The sequence below is a fragment of the Streptococcus mitis genome (genome assembly GCF_000722705.1).
Taxonomy (GTDB): domain Bacteria; phylum Bacillota; class Bacilli; order Lactobacillales; family Streptococcaceae; genus Streptococcus; species Streptococcus mitis_P.
The window spans coordinates 159,880-176,742 of the sequence record NZ_JPFW01000008.1; the positions used below are offsets into that span (position 1 = coordinate 159,880).

Here is a 16,863-nt window from a genome sequence, read left to right on the forward strand (position 1 = left end):
TCTAAAGTCCTTTTCTTAACCCATTTTTTGAGTATTTTTTTGATTTTTTCCCATTTTTAAGGTAAAATTATGAGATATGAGAAAGAAAATTAATCCGCTTATTTTATTTGGTTTTTTTGGGATTATGATTTTCATTTTAATCCTGAATCGTCCTCGTTTTGAGGACCATCCTATAAAAACAAAGTCAAATATCGCGCAAGTAGAAACACAAGCGTTACATAATATAAATAAACCAGTAATTGATATGTCTGGTTGGCAGCGTCCTGAGGAAATCAATTATGATACTCTCTCCCAAAACATTTCTGGAGTTATCGTTCGTGTCCATAGTGGCGCTCAGTCTACGAAAGAAAATGATGCTTCCTTTGTTAATGGGGTTGATAAGGCCTTTAAAACCCATATCACTGAGTTTAAAAAACGAAATGTACCCGTTGGGGTCTATGCCTATGTTGCTGGAAAAAGTGTCCAAGAAATGGAAAAGGCTGCCGAAGTATTCTATAACGCCTCTTCGCCTTACAGCCCAAGTTACTATTGGCTAGACGTGGAAGAAAAAACCATGTCTAATATGAACGAGGGTGTTGAAGCCTTCCGAGCAAAGCTAGAATCGCTGGGTGCTAAAAATATCGGAATCTACGTCGGAGTCTACTTCATGGAAGAACATAGTATTGATACAGACAAGTTTTCATCTGTTTGGATTCCTTCCTATGGTTCTGACTCAGGATTTTACGAGGCAACTCCAAAAACTGACTTAGATTACGACATCCACCAGTACACATCTAAAGGTAAAATTGCTGGTTTTGATCACGATTTGGATATCAACGTCATCTCTTCCTTAAAAAACAAAGAAGAAACCTTTAGAAAACTCTTTTTAAAACCTTAAAAGCATTTGTTCAGCATTTGCTTTTTCTTTTTATTATAGATTGTGATACAATATAGTAAGGAGTTTTTGAAATTGAAATAGTTGGAGGAAGTATATGCTCTCATGGTTAGCACGCCTTATTAAAGGGATTGTGATTGCTCTTGGATTTATCCTACCAGGAATTTCTGGAGGAGTTCTAGCAGCAATCTTAGGAATTTATGAACGAATGATTGGCTTTCTGGCCCACCCCTTTAAAGACTTTAAAGAAAATGTTTTGTACTTTATTCCAGTTGCCATCGGTATGCTTCTGGGAATCGGCTTATTTTCCTACCCGATTGAATACCTGCTTGAAAATTATCAGGTCTTTGTCTTATGGAGCTTTGCTGGTGCCATCATTGGTACGGTTCCTAGCCTCCTCAAAGAATCAACTCGAGAATCTGATCGTGATAAGATTGATTTGGCTTGGTTCTGGACAACCTTTATTATTTCTGGACTAGGTCTCTACGCCTTAAATTTTGTTGTTGGAACCTTAAGTGCCAGCTTTCTTAACTTCGTCCTAGCAGGTGCACTACTGGCTCTTGGTGTATTGGTTCCTGGCCTAAGCCCATCAAACCTACTTTTGATTTTGGGCCTCTATGCTCCTATGTTGACTGGTTTTAAAACCTTTGACCTCTTGGGAACCTTCTTCCCGATTGGAATCGGTACAGGTGCAACTCTTATCATTTTTTCAAAATTGATGGATTATGCCTTAAACAACTACCACTCACGTGTCTATCATTTCATCATCGGAATTGTCCTATCAAGTACCCTTTTGATCTTGATTCCAAATGCAGGAAACGCTGAAAGCATCCAATACACAGGACTTTCACTTGTTGGATATGTCATCATCGCTTTCTTCTTTGCACTGGGAATCTGGCTTGGTATTTGGATGAGCCAATTGGAGGATAAGTATAAATAATGGCAAAAAAAGTTAAAATCAAAAAAACATTGGTGGAACAAATCCTGTCTAAAGCAGGTATCCCACATCAGGGGATTCAAATCAATGCGCTTGAAGGAGAACTTCCGCAAGGTTATGAACGAGATCAGATTTTCAAAACCTTGGCTCTTTTGGGAGATAAAACAGGACCGATTATCGGAATTGTCCCTATCACTCAACACCTGTCTGAAAAGAAACTAGCCAAAATTTCTGGTAATAAAAAAGTGAGTATGATTCCACAAAAGGACTTGGAAAAAACAACTGGTTATGTTCATGGAGCCAATAATCCCGTCGGAATTCGTCAGAAACACAATTATCCCATTTTTATCGATAAGATCGCTCTAGACTTGGATCAAATGATTGTCTCTGCTGGCGAAGTTGGTCACAGCATTATCGTCGCTCCCCAAGATTTAGCTAGCTTTGTAAAAGCTGACTTTGCAGATATTTTGGAGGACAGTAAGTAATGAAACTCTACTTTGTCCGCCACGGTCGTACCCTCTGGAACCAGGAAGGACGCTTTCAAGGTGCTAGTGGAGATTCTCCCCTTCTTCCTGAATCCATTGAAACATTAAAACAACTAGGCCAGTATCTCAAGGATGTTCCTTTTGATCAGATTTATTCAAGTGACTTACCTCGAGCGGTCAAATCTGCTGAAATTATCCAAAGTCAACTCCAGACCCCCTGTCCTTTAGAAAGTGTTCCTAATCTCCGTGAATGGCAGCTGGGGAAGTTGGAAGGTTTGAAAATCGTAACCTTGGAAGCTATTTACCCGCAACAAATCAAAGCTTTCCGTACGAATCTTGCTAAATTTGACACTCAAATGTTCGGAGCCGAATCCCTCTATAGCACAACACAACGGACCATCCAATTTATCAAATCACTCAAAGATAGTCCAGCTGAGCGTATTCTAATTGTCGGCCACGGCGCCAATCTTACTGCCAGTCTTCGTACTCTACTAGGCTATAAAGAACCTCTTCTTCGTAAAGATGGCGGTCTAGCAAATGCCAGCCTGACCATTCTTGAAACCCATGATTTTGAAAGATTTACTCTCGATACGTGGAATGATACCTCCTATCAATAAAGAACTTGATTTTAGCGTCAAGTTCTTTTTAGTTTTGAAAGATTATCCGTGAATTTCTTGCTTATTTATGATAAAATGGGAGTATCGCAAAAAATGACTCATCGTATTCAATTTTGAGTAAAACTAGGAGGATCCCATGTCTACAGAACATATGGAAGAACTAAATGACCAGCAGATCGTTCGCCGTGAAAAAATGGCTGCGCTCCGTGAACAAGGAATCGATCCTTTCGGAAAACGCTTTGAACGTACTGCAAATTCACAAGAATTAAAAGATAAATATGCCGACCTCGATAAAGAACAATTACACGATAAAAACGAAACAGCTACTATCGCAGGACGCTTAGTAACCAAACGTGGTAAAGGTAAAGTAGGTTTTGCCCACCTTCAAGACCGTGAAGGCCAGATTCAAATCTACGTTCGTAAAGATGCTGTCGGTGAAGAAAACTACGAAATCTTCAAAAAAGCAGACCTTGGTGACTTCCTTGGTGTCGAAGGCCAAGTAATGCGTACAGATATGGGAGAACTCTCTATCAAGGCGACTCACATCACACACTTGTCTAAGGCTCTTCGTCCTCTGCCAGAGAAATTCCACGGTTTGACAGACGTTGAAACCATTTACCGTAAACGTTACCTTGACTTGATTTCTAACCGTGAAAGCTTTGAGCGCTTTGTCACTCGTTCAAAAATCATCTCTGAAATCCGTCGTTTCCTTGATCAAAAAGGTTTCCTTGAAGTTGAAACACCTGTTCTTCACAACGAGGCTGGTGGTGCTGCTGCCCGTCCATTTATTACCCACCACAATGCCCAAAACATTGACATGGTACTTCGTATCGCGACTGAGCTTCACTTGAAACGCCTTATCGTGGGTGGTATGGAACGTGTCTATGAAATTGGCCGTATCTTCCGTAACGAAGGAATGGATGCTACTCATAACCCTGAGTTCACTTCTATCGAAGTCTACCAAGCTTATGCAGACTTCCAAGACATCATGGACTTGACTGAAGGTATTATCCAACACGCTGCTAAATCAGTTAAGGGAGATGGTCCAGTTAACTATCAAGGAACTGAAATCAAGATTAACGAACCATTTAAACGTGTTCACATGGTGGATGCTATCAAAGAAATTACTGGTGTCGATTTCTGGCAAGACATGACTTTCGAGGAAGCCAAAGCTATCGCTGCTGACAAGAAAGTTCCTGTTGAGAAACATTACACTGAAGTTGGTCACATTATCAATGCCTTCTTTGAAGAGTTTGTTGAAGAAACCTTGATCCAACCAACCTTTGTCTATGGACATCCAGTAGCTGTATCTCCACTTGCTAAGAAGAATCCTGACGACGAACGCTTTACTGACCGTTTCGAGCTCTTCATCATGACTAAGGAGTACGGTAATGCCTTTACTGAGCTCAACGACCCAATCGACCAACTTAGCCGTTTTGAAGCCCAAGCAAAAGCCAAAGAACTTGGTGACGATGAAGCTACAGGCATCGACTACGACTATATTGAGGCTCTTGAATATGGTATGCCTCCAACAGGTGGGTTGGGAATCGGTATCGACCGTCTCTGCATGCTCCTCACTGATACAACAACTATCCGTGATGTATTACTCTTCCCAACAATGAAATAAGCTCTTATCCTCTGGCTCTCGTCAGGGGATTTTTTCATAGCCAAAGAAATAGACTGAAGTTTTCACCTCAGTCTATTTTTCTATTGGACTTTAGAAAGGGAGTTTTTCTTTCTTAGTCTTCTTTTTTCTTACGAGCTACGAGTCCGAATGCACCCAACATTCCAAGAAGTCCAAGACTAGCTAGACCAGCCTTATCCTCTGTACCAGTATTTGGTAATTCCTTCTTATTATTGGATACGGTTGTTTCAGCTACTTGTTTAGAATCCTGAACTGGAGTAGCTACTGGTTTTTCTGGACTTGTAGGAGTCTCAGGAGAGCTTGGTTGCTCTTGATTGATTGGTTTGTTCACTTTCTTATAGTGATGTAGGGTATTTCCTTTAGCATCCGTTGTTGAATGACTATATTCATATCCTTCCAACTCTATTGGATTGTGTTTTCCTTCTTTATCTGAAGTAATTCGGTTACCATTTTCATCAAGATATTCCGTTACAATCTGAACAGTTGAACCACCATTTTGAGCAATGAATCCTCCACCATTTTGTGATTTAGGCGTTACTGTTACAGGAACTTCCACTGTAATAATACGACCGTCAGGTAATTTAACTTTTACCTTAACAACTGGTTTTGTTCCTGGTGTTTCTGTTGTTGGAATTTCTCCTACCTCAACAATTTCCCATCCTTCTGGTAAACCTGCTTTCTTAATAACATCCTCTTTCGTAATTGGTGTTCCAACTTCCACTACAATAGGAGTTACTTTCGGTGTTACGATGATTGGTACTTCTACTTCAACAATTTCTCCAGTTGGAACTTTAATCTTCACTTTAACGCTTGGTTTCACTCCAGCTGGAATTGTTGTTGGAATTTCTCCTACTTCAATAATTTCCCATCCTGGTTCTTTTGGAAGATCGATATGTCCTTTCACATCGTCTGGTGTGATTGGAGTTCCTTGTGGTACAACAATTTGTCTTACAGTTGGCGTTACGATGACTGGTACTTCTACTGTAATCTTACGTCCATCTGGTAATTCGATTTCCACTGGAACAACTGGTTTTGTTCCAGGTGTAGTTGTTGTTGGAATTTCTCCTACTTTTGTTACAGTCCATCCTTTAGGTAATTCGATATGTTTCTTAACATCTTCTGGCGTAACTGGTGTTCCTACTGAAACTACTACAGGTGTTACTTTCGGTGTTACGATTACTGGAATATTTACCGTTACTCGAATTCCATTTGGTAATTCAATCACTACTGGAATACTTGGTCTTTCGCCTGGAACATCTGTTGTAGGTTTTTCACCAATAGAAATAACTTTTACTCCTTTTGGAATATGTTTTTCAACATCTTCAGTAGTAATTGGATCTCCCTCTTTTTTAACAATGTCTTCAATAGGTGTAACATTTACAGGGATTTCTACAGTCACTACTTTACCATTTGGTAATGTGATCGTTACTTTCACTGGTTCTTTCTTACCTGGCGTTGTTAAGTCTGGTAAGTCTCCTACCTTGGCTGTTGCTCCTTCTGGCACTTTGATTTGTTTCAAGATATCTTCTGGAGTCAATTTATCTTTCGTTACTGGTGTTTCAATTGGTGTAATTGGCGTTACATTCACTGGTACTTCTACCGTAACTACTTTGCCATTTGGTAATGTAATTGTTACTTTAACTGGTTCCTTCTTACCTGGTGTTGTTAAATCTGGAATATTTTCAACATTAGTAACCTTACCACCTTCTGGAATCGTAATTCCTTTAGTGTAATCGTCTTTAGTTAAAGGAGTGTTTGTTACTGGTGTTTCGATTTCCTTAACTGGAGTTACAGTTACTGGTACATCTACTGTATAAGATTTACCGTTTGGTAATGTAATCGTTACTTTAACTGGATCCTTCTTACCTGGTGTTGTTAAATCTGGAATATTTTCAACCTTAGTAATTTCACCACCATCTGGGATTTTAATTCCTCTTGTATAATCATCTTGAGTTAAAGGAGTGTTTGTTACTGGTGTTTCAATCGGTGTTGGTTTTGTTTCAACTACTTTAATAGTAGCTGGAACTTCAACTAACACTTTTCCATCTTTATCTTTTACAACTACAGTAACTGGTTTATCACCTGGAGTTGATCCATCATATGCTTCCGTTTTTCCTTCTGGAATCTTGTATTCGAATGTTGAACCTGCTGGATAATCACCTGGTGTGATACTATCTTCAGCTTTTGGTTTATCCTTATCTTCAGCATTCACTGGAGTTAATTGTTCTTTTCCTTGAACAACTTTAATTTTCGCTGGAACTTCAACAATTGGATCTCCATCTGAATCTTTCACAACTACAGTAACATCTTTATCACCTGGTGTTGAACCATCGTAGGCTTCTGTTTTTCCTTCTGGAGTCTTGTACTCAAATGTTGAGCCTGCTGGATAATCATCTGGTGTAATGCTATCTTGTGGTTTTGGTTTCTTATCACCTTCAGCATTCACTGGAACATACTGTGTCTTAGGTTCTACAACAACAATCTTAGCTGGAATTTCTGTAATTGGTTGTCCATTTAACTTCGCTACAACTGTTACATCTTTTTCTCCTGGTGTTGTTGTATCTACTGGGGTGTTATCTTTATATTCAAATGTTGTTCCAGTTGGGAAATCATTTGGATTAATATTTTCTTTTGGATCTGGCTGTTTCTTAGCTGGATCTACTGGAACATATTTAGGATAACTTTCAACTACACGAACTGTCGATGGCACTTCAACTAATACTTTTCCATCTTTATCTTTTACAACTACTGTAACTGGTTTATCCCCTGGTGTAGATGTATCTACTTCTTCTTTATACTCAAATGTCGCATCATCTGGGTAATCATTCGGATCAATACTATCTTCAGGAGATGGCTGTTTCTTACCTTCATCCACTGGAACGATTTGTGGATTTCCTTGAACAACCTTCACTTTTGTTGGTACTTCTACAAGTTTATCTTCTCCATTTTTCGCAACGACAACTACATCTTTTTCTCCTGGTGTAGTCGTATCTACTGGAGTTTTGTACTCAAATGTTGTGCCATCTGGGTATTGTTCTGGATCAATACTCTTAGATGCATCTGGTTGTGGCTTGCTTGGATCTGCTACTACGTATTGTGTCTTAGGATCTACAACTACTACTTTTGCAGGAACTTCTGCAATTGGTTGACCATTTAGCTTAGCAACAACTGTCACATCTTTTTCACCTGCAGTTGTTGTATCTACTGGTGTTTTGTACTCAAATGTTGTACCGTCTGGATATTCTCCTGGTGTAACACTATCTTTCGCTTCTGGTTGTTTCTTAGCTGGATCTGCTACAACAAATTGCGGAGTGCTACCTACAACACGTACTGTAGATGGTACTTCGACGATTGTGTTTCCTTGTGGGTCAAGCACTTCAACAACCACGTTCTTATCTCCAGTTGTTGTTACATCGATTGGACTTGTTTGTCCATCTGGAGTTTTGTATCTAAATCTAGAACCTTCTGGATAATCTTCTTTATCAATACTCTTCTCTGGATCTGGAAGAACATCGTTTGTTTCTTTAACTGGGACGATTTGTGGTACACCTTCAACTACTGTAACTGGCACTTTAACCGTTGTAGTTTTGTCTTGACCATCTACAGTGTATTTAACAGTCACATCCACTTCAGTATCTTCTGTCAAGTCTGGAACTGTTATTGTAGCTGTTTCATCAACTGTAACTGTTGCACCTTGAGGTAATTTACCTTTAAATGTTGCATCTTCGATTGATTTTTTCGCTTGAGCAAGTACTTTTTCTTTTGCTTTTTCTTTATCACCATTTTTAGGAACAAGAATTTCATCAGCTTCTGGTTTTGGTAATACTGTTACTGGAACACTTACAGTTTCTGTTAATTTACCATTGTCATATGTTACTGGTACGTCAACTTTTACATCGGTTGCTCCTGCTTTTCCTGTTGTTTCTGGTAATGTTGTTGGTTCACCTTTTGTACCATCTGTTCCTGTTGTTACGGCTTCTTTGGCTTGTTCAGCTGTTGGTGTTTCGCCTTCGAACACGACGATTTTACTTGGTGTTGAGCTTACGACTGTTACTGGGACTGAAATAGTATCTTCTGCTACTACTGTACCTGTTGCATCTTTATATTGTACTTTTACTGCTACATTACCTTTATCACCATTAGAAGTTGTTGCTGGTACAGTATATGTTTGATTTGGATCTAATTCTGCTGTAACTCCTGATGGTAATGCTAATTTACCTAGTGCAGCTTGTGCTTTTTCTTTTACAGCTGTTGTTAGGTTGTCACCAGTTGTATCTTTTAATGTGATTACTTTTTCTGGTGTTGCTTTTGGCAATACTTCTACTGGAACGTTTACAGTTTCTGTTCCATTTGAGTATGTTACTGTTGTTGTCGCAGTTACATCTTTTGCTCCTACTTTACCTGTTGTTTCTGGTAAATCAGTTTCTGTTGGTGTTCCTACCGTTCCTCCAGTATCTGGTGTTACGGCATTCTTAACTTTCTCTGCATCTGGTTTTGTTCCTTCTACAGTGTATACTGTTTTCGGTTCTGAACCTAATACATTGATTGTTACTGGTACTGTTGTATTGTATGTTTTTCCATCTACTGTATATGTTGCTGGAACGTTTACAACACCCTTATTGGTACCTTTTTCATTTGTTAGAGTTTCTGCTACAGCTTCTGTTATATTACCGACTGTCACTGTTGCTCCTGTAGGTAATTTTCCTGTGAAGTCTGTCGCTGCTACTAATGCTGTTGCTTTTGCTTTCGCTACTTCTTTGACTTTATCAACAGTTGAACCTTTTGGTACATCAGCTTCACCAGTTGCTTTTGGTAATACTGTTACTGGAACGCTTACTGTTTCTGTCAACTTACCATTGTCATATGTTACTGGTACGTCAACTTTTACATCGGTTGCTCCTGCTTTTCCTGTTGTTTCTGGTAATGTTGTTGGTTCACCTTTTGTACCATCTGTTCCTGTTGTTACGGCTTCTTTGGCTTGTTCAGCTGTTGGTGTTTCGCCTTCGAACACGACGATTTTACTTGGTGTTGAGCTTACGACTGTTACTGGGACTGAAATAGTATCTTCTGCTACTACTGTACCTGTGCTGTCTTTGTATTGTACTTTTACTGGTACTGCTGTTTTATCACCATTAGAATCTGTTGCTGGAACAGCATAATTTTGATTTGGAACTAATTCTACTGTAACTCCTGTTGGTAGTGTTAGTTTACCTAGTGCAGCTTGTGCTTTTTCTTTCACTGCTGTTGTTAGGTTGTCACTAGTTGTGTCTTTTAATGTTGTTACTTTCTCTGGTGTTGCTTTTGGTAATACTTCGACTGGTACTTTTACAGTTTCATCTCCTGTTGGATATGTTACTGTTGTAGTTGCAGTTACATCTTTTGCTCCTGCTTTACCTGTTGTTTCTGGTAAAGCACTTTCTGTTGGAGCATTAGCTGTTCCTCCAGTATCTGGTGTTACGGCATTCTTAACTTTCTCTGCATCTGGTTTTGTTCCTTCTAACGTGTAAACTGTTTTTGCTTCTGAACCTAATACGTTAACTGTAATTTCTGCATCTTTTGTATAAGTTTTTCCATCTACTGTGTAAGTTACTGGAACTTTAACGATTCCTTTATTCGTTCCTTTTTCTGCAGTCATTGTTGCTAAAACTTCTTCTGTAATTTCGCCAACCACTACATCTTTAGAACCTTCTGGTAATTTTGCTTTGAATTCAGCGGATGTTGCTACTTCCGTCGCTTTTGCTTTTGTAACTTCTTTTACTTTATCTACTGTTGAACCTTTTGGTACTTCTACTTCACCAGTTGCTGTTGGTAAGACTACGACTGGGACTACTACTCTTTCCGATAACTCACCATTATTATATGTTACCGGAATGGCAACTTCTTTCGTACCTGGTTCAGCTGTAATATTAGCTGTTAAAAGCGGTTCTCCTTTAGTTCCATTTGTTCCCGGTGTTACAGCTGCTTTTACTTCTTCATCTGTTAACTCATCATCTTCAAACTTAACAATTTTATTTACTGTAGATCCTATCACCGTTACTGGAACTTCAACTTCTCTAGTTTCAACAACATTATTATTAGCATCTTTGTATTCTACTACTACTTTTGCTGGAGTTTGGTCACCTATTGTAGTTGTTCCTGGAAGAGTTCCTGCTTTTACTTCTTTAATCGATACAGTAACTCCCGTAGGAATTTTATCTGTGGCAATTGCTTTAGCTGCTTCTTTCGCTTTTTCTTTTACTACATTTTCTAAGTTAGTACTATCTTTTAGTACTGTTACTCCTGTTGGTGTTACTTTTGGTAAGACTACAACATCCACTTTTGTTTCTACTTGAATTGTTTCAGTATCTTTTGTGTACGTAACTGTTGCAGGAGTTGGCAATGTTTGCCCAGCTTTACCTGTAGTCGTTGGAATATCTGTAATATCATTTTTACTTGGAGTAAATCCATCTACAGTTGTAGGGTTTACTTTTCCTTTTAATTCATCATTAGTAACAGTATCATCTTCTACTTTATATAATTTATTTGTTTCTTGATCTTTTACTGTAATCACGTAGGTCGTTGAAGCTACCGCCGTATTATCATTTTCATTTGTTCCTGTTGCTGTATCTGAATCTGCAGTAACTTTATTTCCATTACTGTCTTTTACATCTACTTTAACAGTGTACTCTCCTGTTTCTGTTAATTTCACCGCTGCTGCATCTGAAACACTAGTATATTCTGTTACCTTCCCTGAAGGAGCTGTTAATGTTACTTTTGTAACTGTTGTTTCCTTTTTATTTGGAGCAGTTGTCGCATCATCTTCTCTATCTGTAATCGTTACTGTAGCTGATTTTTGTTTTACTAAATCTACTGTTGCACCTTTTACAGTTGTATAAGAAGTCGAATGCACTGTCGGAGCATCATTTAATACAGACGCTTTATCTGAACTTTCTGCATAAACTGCATCGACTGTTCCATTGAATCCTGATGAAGTAGAAATTGTCCATTTATCTCCAGTTTTCGTTGCTGTTACAGTTGAGTTATCATCTGCAGTCCATTTATTTAGTCCTTTGTCGTATTTTACAGTTACGATCATTCCTTTGTTCGTATCATTAGCTGACTCCGCTGCACTATTTGCTGCATTTTCTTTGTTATAAGTTGTTAATGTACGAGTAGGATCGCTAACAGCTGTTACTTTCCCTTCTGCATTTAAGGTACGAGTATATTCATAAACATTGAATATTGTTTCACCGTTTTTATCAACATCAACGTATAGGTCACGTTTTAACCATGTTGTTGTACCGTCACTATTAACCGTCTTCTTCTCAGCGATTTCTGCTGGTAAATCCCAACGACCTGTAGTCTTATTGAACGTTGCTGTTACATTTTCTCCAAGTTTAGTTTTTAAAGCTACTTCTGCTCTTGTAAATGTTGCTGTTACATTTTCACTACTTGCAGTTACCTTAATATTATCCGTAGCTGCTTTAGCTGTTGCAGTTGGAAGTACTTTTAGATTGAAAGTTTCGCCAACTGTACCGATTTCATCATTAACATTTACAGCTGTATTTGTAGTTTCTGTAACAACCCATTTCCCATCTTTTGCAACAACTTTTGTATTTGTGCCATCTGGTAATGTAATCGTAGCTTCTGAAGCACCTCTTGAAATTGTAATTGGTACTTCTTTATCATATGCATGTACATTTTTCACAGATACTGCAGGTGAAATTTTAAAGGTAGCATGTGCATATGCTTCATTCGCATTCGTTTCTTTATAGTCTCGTGCATAAATTGAGACACGGTAAATCCCTGCTTCAGTCGGTGTCCCTTTAAATCCATTTTTATTTCGTTCAGTCATGTCATTTGAGGCAATTGTGAAACCGACACCAGGAATTTTAGTGTCATCCCCTGTTAAATCTGTAACAGTACTAGCGCCTGCCCCTGTAGTTCCAGTAATTTTCACTCCAGAAACACCAAGAATTGCACGTCCCACAGTTTCTCTAATCGTTGCTGTACGGTTAAGAGGATTTCCATTTTCATCCGTTAAACTATAAGGAATATTTCTACCATTTGGTGCACCGGCATGGGAAGCTCCAGCATCTCTATATTCTACTGGTACTACAAGTTCTTCTCCTACTTTACCTTCTTTAACGGCATCGTTAATTTCTAACGTAGGTGGCGTCCCATCTTTCCATGCTGTACCACCGTATCTATGTAGATCTAACGGAATTCTTACATTTTTTCCAGTTTTGGTATTAGTAAAAGTAACTGTCGCCACTAGTTTTTGATAGTTAAATGGACTACTATGCGTTACAACCCCTTGTATACTATCCGATTGTTTATCATATACTAATCCCCCAGGCATATTTGATACTGTAAAATCAGAAACAGTCCAACCTGCCGCTTTCGCTTCTTCTGTTACTTCAATACGTTTACTTGCATCTTTGACGTAAACTTTATCAATTCCTTGTTCATAACCAAGTTTATAAATACTTGATAATAAATATTCGTACGGTCCACCACCAAAGTAAGTAGAAGCAGCTGAACTTTGAATTCTTGTATTATTATATTTCAATTTTCCACGCCAAAGAGGAGCTTCTTCAATAATTTTTTGTACTTCTTCTGCAGGAAGTTTCAATCCGTAGTCAACACGTGCCTTGACATCACTTGGTTGCAACTCAAATGTAAAGTTAGATGGTCCAGGTGTAACACGCGTACCTGCTCTTTGATCAGAAAACACTCTGAATTGTAATCCTTCAGCATTCGCTTTTTGTTCCGCTGAGTCTACCCCTAGTGTTCCTGATCCAGATTGGACACCAAACGGCATTTTATACGTATCCCAACCTGTAAAGTTTTCTCGTGATACTGCACTTGTACTACCTATAATATTTTTCGCAGTTGGTTGCGCTGGCGTTGTTGGTGTCAACTCATCATTTGTTACAGTTGTTGTACCACCATTACCTGATGTATCCGCTCTAAACCCACTTTCCCCATTACTTGGGATAGCTTGACCATTTCTAGGATCTTGGTTTTTATTTACTTTCTCTTCTGTTGCTTCTGATTTGATACTGTTTAAAATGACAAGGCTACTTGAAAGTTGTTTAGCAAGTGCATCTACTTTTGTCTGTGTTTTTGTATCATCGTTTAGAAGTTCTTTTGCTTTATTAACCAAATTTTTAGCATCATCAATGACTGATTTTGTTTTCTTACCTTCGGTTAATTGACTCAATCGACTTTCAGCTTTAGCAGCTAAATCTTCTAACGATGCTGTATTAATAGCAACTTTTTCTGTCACTACCTTTGGAGTTTCAACTTCACTGGCTTGTTTGTCAGTAGTAGACTCTTTTACAGAAGTATTATTTTGTCCATCGGGCTCTTTAGCAGTAGCAGATGCTTGTCCAGCAACTTCCTTAGAGGGTTCCGAGGACTTATCAGTTAGATTTTGAGGATTTTGAACTTCTGTAGGCTCTGGATTAGTTAGTTGTTCAGCCGCTTGGACGCTTCCTCCACCAAGGAAAAACAATCCAGTAGCTACAGCCACACTAGCCGCACCAAAACTAACCTTACGGATACTATAACGTGTGAATTTCTCCACTTGTGATTGACGAACATGATGCCCTTTGGGTTTAAACATTCCCTTACTCCTTTTTTCTGATAATTATCAGTTAATATATTCAAGAAGGCTAAATAAAAAGCCCCCCCCTAAAATATATAGGCATATTTTAAAGGGTCACAATTTATTATACTCTTTTTATGTCTATAAATCAAACATTTTGAGCTATACTCGCCAAAATAATTTCACAAACTCCGTCTTCTAGTAATCCCTTACAAAAATAGAAATTATATTACTTTAGAGATTTTCTATATTGTTTGATTATTCATATAACTTAATTATAAAAAGGAATTTTCTGATATTTTTATCACCTCTTCATTGAATTTTAGCAATAGATAAGGGATTACAGAATTAAGCTAGATGCATAAGAAGTGCCCAAAATAGCTAAAAAATTTAGAAGTTACTCTAGCTTTATAAAATAAAGTCTATAAAAAAATAAAGCCCAGTTTTAAATGTAAAAACTAGGCTTGTTATCTATTTTATTTTCCTTCTTTCACTTCTTTGGTTGCTACATCTTCTCCAAACCATTTTTTGCTAATTTCTTGGAACTTACCATCCTTATAAAGATTAGAAAATCCTTCATTTATCTTTTTAACCAGAGTTGTATCTTCCTTACGTGCTCCAACCGCAAAATCTTCTGTTTCTAGTCCAACTGTAAAGACATTATAATCGTTTAAAACGCCTTCTGCTTCTAAATAATAGTTTGCATAGACACGATCAATTAATAGACCATCAATTCGATCGTTTTTCAAATCAATCAAGGCTTCATTAAAGGTTTGGTATTGATTCGCTTTATTATTAGCAACAATATCCTTCAAAATCGCTGGATTTGCTTCAAAGTCCTCATAACCAGATGAACCAGCTTGAGCTCCTAATGTCTTTCCAGCCATATCCTTTGCAGTCGTGATACCTGAAGATTTCTTAGTCACCAATACCTGCTCATTCTTCATATATGAGTTACTGAATGCTACCTTTTCACGGCGTTCGTCTGTAGCGGAATAGCCATTCCAAATCAGATCAATCGTTCCTTTTGTCAATTCAGCTTCTTTCAAATCCCAATCAATCGGTTGCCAATTTACCGTAATTCCATATTTTTCAAAAACAGCTGTAGCTAAATCAATATCAAATCCTGCATAGGAACCATTTTTCTGAGCAAACCCCATTGGAACAAAAGTACTATCAAATCCAATAGTAATAGACTTGTTAGACTCGTACTTAGACCAATTATCTCCACCAGTTTCACTAGCATTTTTCCCACAAGCTACTAAGAACAAAGCAGTCATTAGACTGACTAATATAAGCATCAATTTTTTCATCATTTTTTCCTCCTATTTAGGTTCTACTTTTAATAATACATCTGCAATATTTTCCGCAAACTGTAAATCATGGGTAACCACAATCTGGGTCATGCCAAGTTCCCTATTTTGCAAGATTAACTTTTCAACTTCCAAGCGTAATTCCGGATCCAGAGCAGAAGTTGGTTCATCGTAGCCAATGATTTCTGGGTCAATCATCATAGCACGCGCCAAGGCCACCCGCTGCTTTTGCCCACCAGATAGTGAGAAAGGATAGGCATCTGCATGACCAGCCAGTCCTAACTGTTCCAAGAGATCACGCGCCTTCTTCTCTGCCTCTTCCTGCTTCATTCCCATTGTTTTCACAGGAGATAAAGTCAAATTGTCTAGAACTGATAAATGAGGAAACAGTTGAAAATCTTGGAATACAAATCCCAGTAGATTCCGCTTCTCCAGTTCATCCAATTCTAAAGGTTGTCCATTATAAAAGATTTGCCCTGAATCAATGGTTTCAAGACCTGCAAGCATACGTAAGAGGGTTGTCTTACCTCCACCAGAAGGCCCGACAATAGCTAGGATTTGCTTTTCAGGAATACTTAGACTGAAATCAGACAGGATTCGTTTGTCTCCGAATTTCTTATTGATATTTCGTAATTCTAACATGGCAGCCTCCTATCTATAATAACTGTACTTCTTCTCAACTTTTTTGGAAATGATTGTCACAATCCCAATCAAAATCAAATAAATGGCTCCTGCCAAGAACATCGGAACTAGGCTAGCATCACGGTTGGCAGCTGTTCTACTAGCCAAGATAAGGTCTGAAATTCCTAGAGCATAGACCAGAGAGGTATCCTTGACCAAACTCATGACTTCATTAAAGACACTAGGAAGAACAATCTTGGTCACCTGAGGCAAGATAATATAGCGCACTGTGTCAAAAGGACTAAACTTCAAGACCTTAGCAGCCTCATATTGACCTTTAGGGATGGTATCAATCCCCCCACGGAAGATTTCAGCAAAGTAAGCAGCATAATTCAAAACAAAGGCAATGATAGCCGCAGGAAGGCGATCCAAACGGATCCCAATGCTTGGGAGCACATAATAGATAAAGATCAATTGCAAGAGCAAGGGTGTGCCTCGCATAATCCAAATATAAATGTTAATCAGATGATGGAGGGGCTTCCAATGGACTTGCAAGGCAAAGGCAATCAAAATGCCCAAGGGAATAGAAAAAATCAAGACCAGTGCAAAAACCTGTAAAGTCATGCTTGCACCGCTCAATAAACTCGGTAATATCTCAAACAAATAAGACATACTGACACCTCCTTAAAATAATTGTTCCTATTATAACATACATAAACTAAATTACAACTATTTTTATAAAAAAATTACATTGTTAACAAAAATAAAAACTATATCTT

9 protein-coding genes are annotated in these 16,863 nt (G+C 38.2%); 5 read left to right on the forward strand and 4 right to left on the reverse strand.

Translation table 11 applies throughout. From position 1 onward, the window contains the following. Positions 1-76: 76 nt before the first annotated feature. The 5 genes from SK642_RS05965 to lysS all read left to right on the forward strand — a co-directional run bounded on the left by SK642_RS05965 (position 77) and on the right by lysS (position 4,540). Positions 77-877 (forward strand): glycoside hydrolase family 25 protein, encoded by an 801-nt coding sequence (locus SK642_RS05965; RefSeq protein ID WP_033683835.1) that lies wholly within the window; start codon positions 77-79, stop codon positions 875-877. A gap of 94 nt (positions 878-971) precedes the next feature. Continuing rightward, positions 972-1,814: a DUF368 domain-containing protein gene (locus SK642_RS05970; RefSeq protein ID WP_033683837.1), complete on the forward strand. Its 843-nt coding sequence runs from the start codon at positions 972-974 to the stop codon at positions 1,812-1,814. Next, positions 1,814-2,296, forward strand: coding sequence for an aminoacyl-tRNA deacylase (locus SK642_RS05975; RefSeq protein ID WP_033683839.1), 483 nt, complete (start codon positions 1,814-1,816; stop codon positions 2,294-2,296). Before SK642_RS05970 ends, SK642_RS05975 begins: the two co-directional genes overlap by 1 nt. Then, positions 2,296-2,913, forward strand: coding sequence for a histidine phosphatase family protein (locus tag SK642_RS05980; protein ID WP_033683841.1), 618 nt, complete (start codon positions 2,296-2,298; stop codon positions 2,911-2,913). The genes SK642_RS05975 and SK642_RS05980 overlap by 1 nt, the downstream gene beginning before the upstream one ends. 136 nt (positions 2,914-3,049) lie before the next feature. After that, a complete protein-coding gene (gene lysS / locus SK642_RS05985) occupies positions 3,050-4,540 on the forward strand; it encodes a lysine--tRNA ligase (protein WP_033683842.1) in 1,491 nt (496 codons plus the stop codon). 112 nt (positions 4,541-4,652) lie between these two features. On the opposite strand, the gene SK642_RS05990 is transcribed toward lysS, so the two are convergent. From SK642_RS05990 to SK642_RS06005, 4 genes are all read right to left on the reverse strand, one after another. Continuing rightward, complete coding sequence (locus tag SK642_RS05990; RefSeq protein ID WP_033683843.1) at positions 4,653-14,168, reverse strand: YSIRK signal domain/LPXTG anchor domain surface protein; 9,516 nt, start codon at positions 14,166-14,168, stop codon at positions 4,653-4,655. Between the two features lie 458 nt (positions 14,169-14,626). Then, positions 14,627-15,463 (reverse strand): amino acid ABC transporter substrate-binding protein, encoded by an 837-nt coding sequence (locus tag SK642_RS05995; RefSeq protein WP_033684239.1) that lies wholly within the window; start codon positions 15,461-15,463, stop codon positions 14,627-14,629. A 12-nt stretch (positions 15,464-15,475) separates the two neighbouring features. Beyond that, positions 15,476-16,105: an amino acid ABC transporter ATP-binding protein gene (locus SK642_RS06000; RefSeq protein WP_033683845.1), complete on the reverse strand. Its 630-nt coding sequence runs from the start codon at positions 16,103-16,105 to the stop codon at positions 15,476-15,478. 9 nt (positions 16,106-16,114) lie between these two features. After that, positions 16,115-16,756: an amino acid ABC transporter permease gene (locus SK642_RS06005; RefSeq protein WP_033683846.1), complete on the reverse strand. Its 642-nt coding sequence runs from the start codon at positions 16,754-16,756 to the stop codon at positions 16,115-16,117. Between the last annotated feature and the right edge of the window lie 107 nt (positions 16,757-16,863).

Coding starts and splice junctions, on each gene's coding strand:
- SK642_RS05995 (WP_033684239.1), bottom strand. CDS start 15,463: ATGAAAAAATTGATGCTTATATTAGTCAGTCTAATGACTGCTTTGTTC.
- SK642_RS05990 (WP_033683843.1), bottom strand. CDS start 14,168: ATGTTTAAACCCAAAGGGCATCATGTTCGTCAATCACAAGTGGAGAAA.
- lysS (WP_033683842.1), top strand. CDS start 3,050: ATGTCTACAGAACATATGGAAGAACTAAATGACCAGCAGATCGTTCGC.
- SK642_RS06005 (WP_033683846.1), bottom strand. CDS start 16,756: ATGTCTTATTTGTTTGAGATATTACCGAGTTTATTGAGCGGTGCAAGC.
- SK642_RS05980 (WP_033683841.1), top strand. CDS start 2,296: ATGAAACTCTACTTTGTCCGCCACGGTCGTACCCTCTGGAACCAGGAA.
- SK642_RS05975 (WP_033683839.1), top strand. CDS start 1,814: ATGGCAAAAAAAGTTAAAATCAAAAAAACATTGGTGGAACAAATCCTG.
- SK642_RS05965 (WP_033683835.1), top strand. CDS start 77: ATGAGAAAGAAAATTAATCCGCTTATTTTATTTGGTTTTTTTGGGATT.
- SK642_RS05970 (WP_033683837.1), top strand. CDS start 972: ATGCTCTCATGGTTAGCACGCCTTATTAAAGGGATTGTGATTGCTCTT.
- SK642_RS06000 (WP_033683845.1), bottom strand. CDS start 16,105: ATGTTAGAATTACGAAATATCAATAAGAAATTCGGAGACAAACGAATC.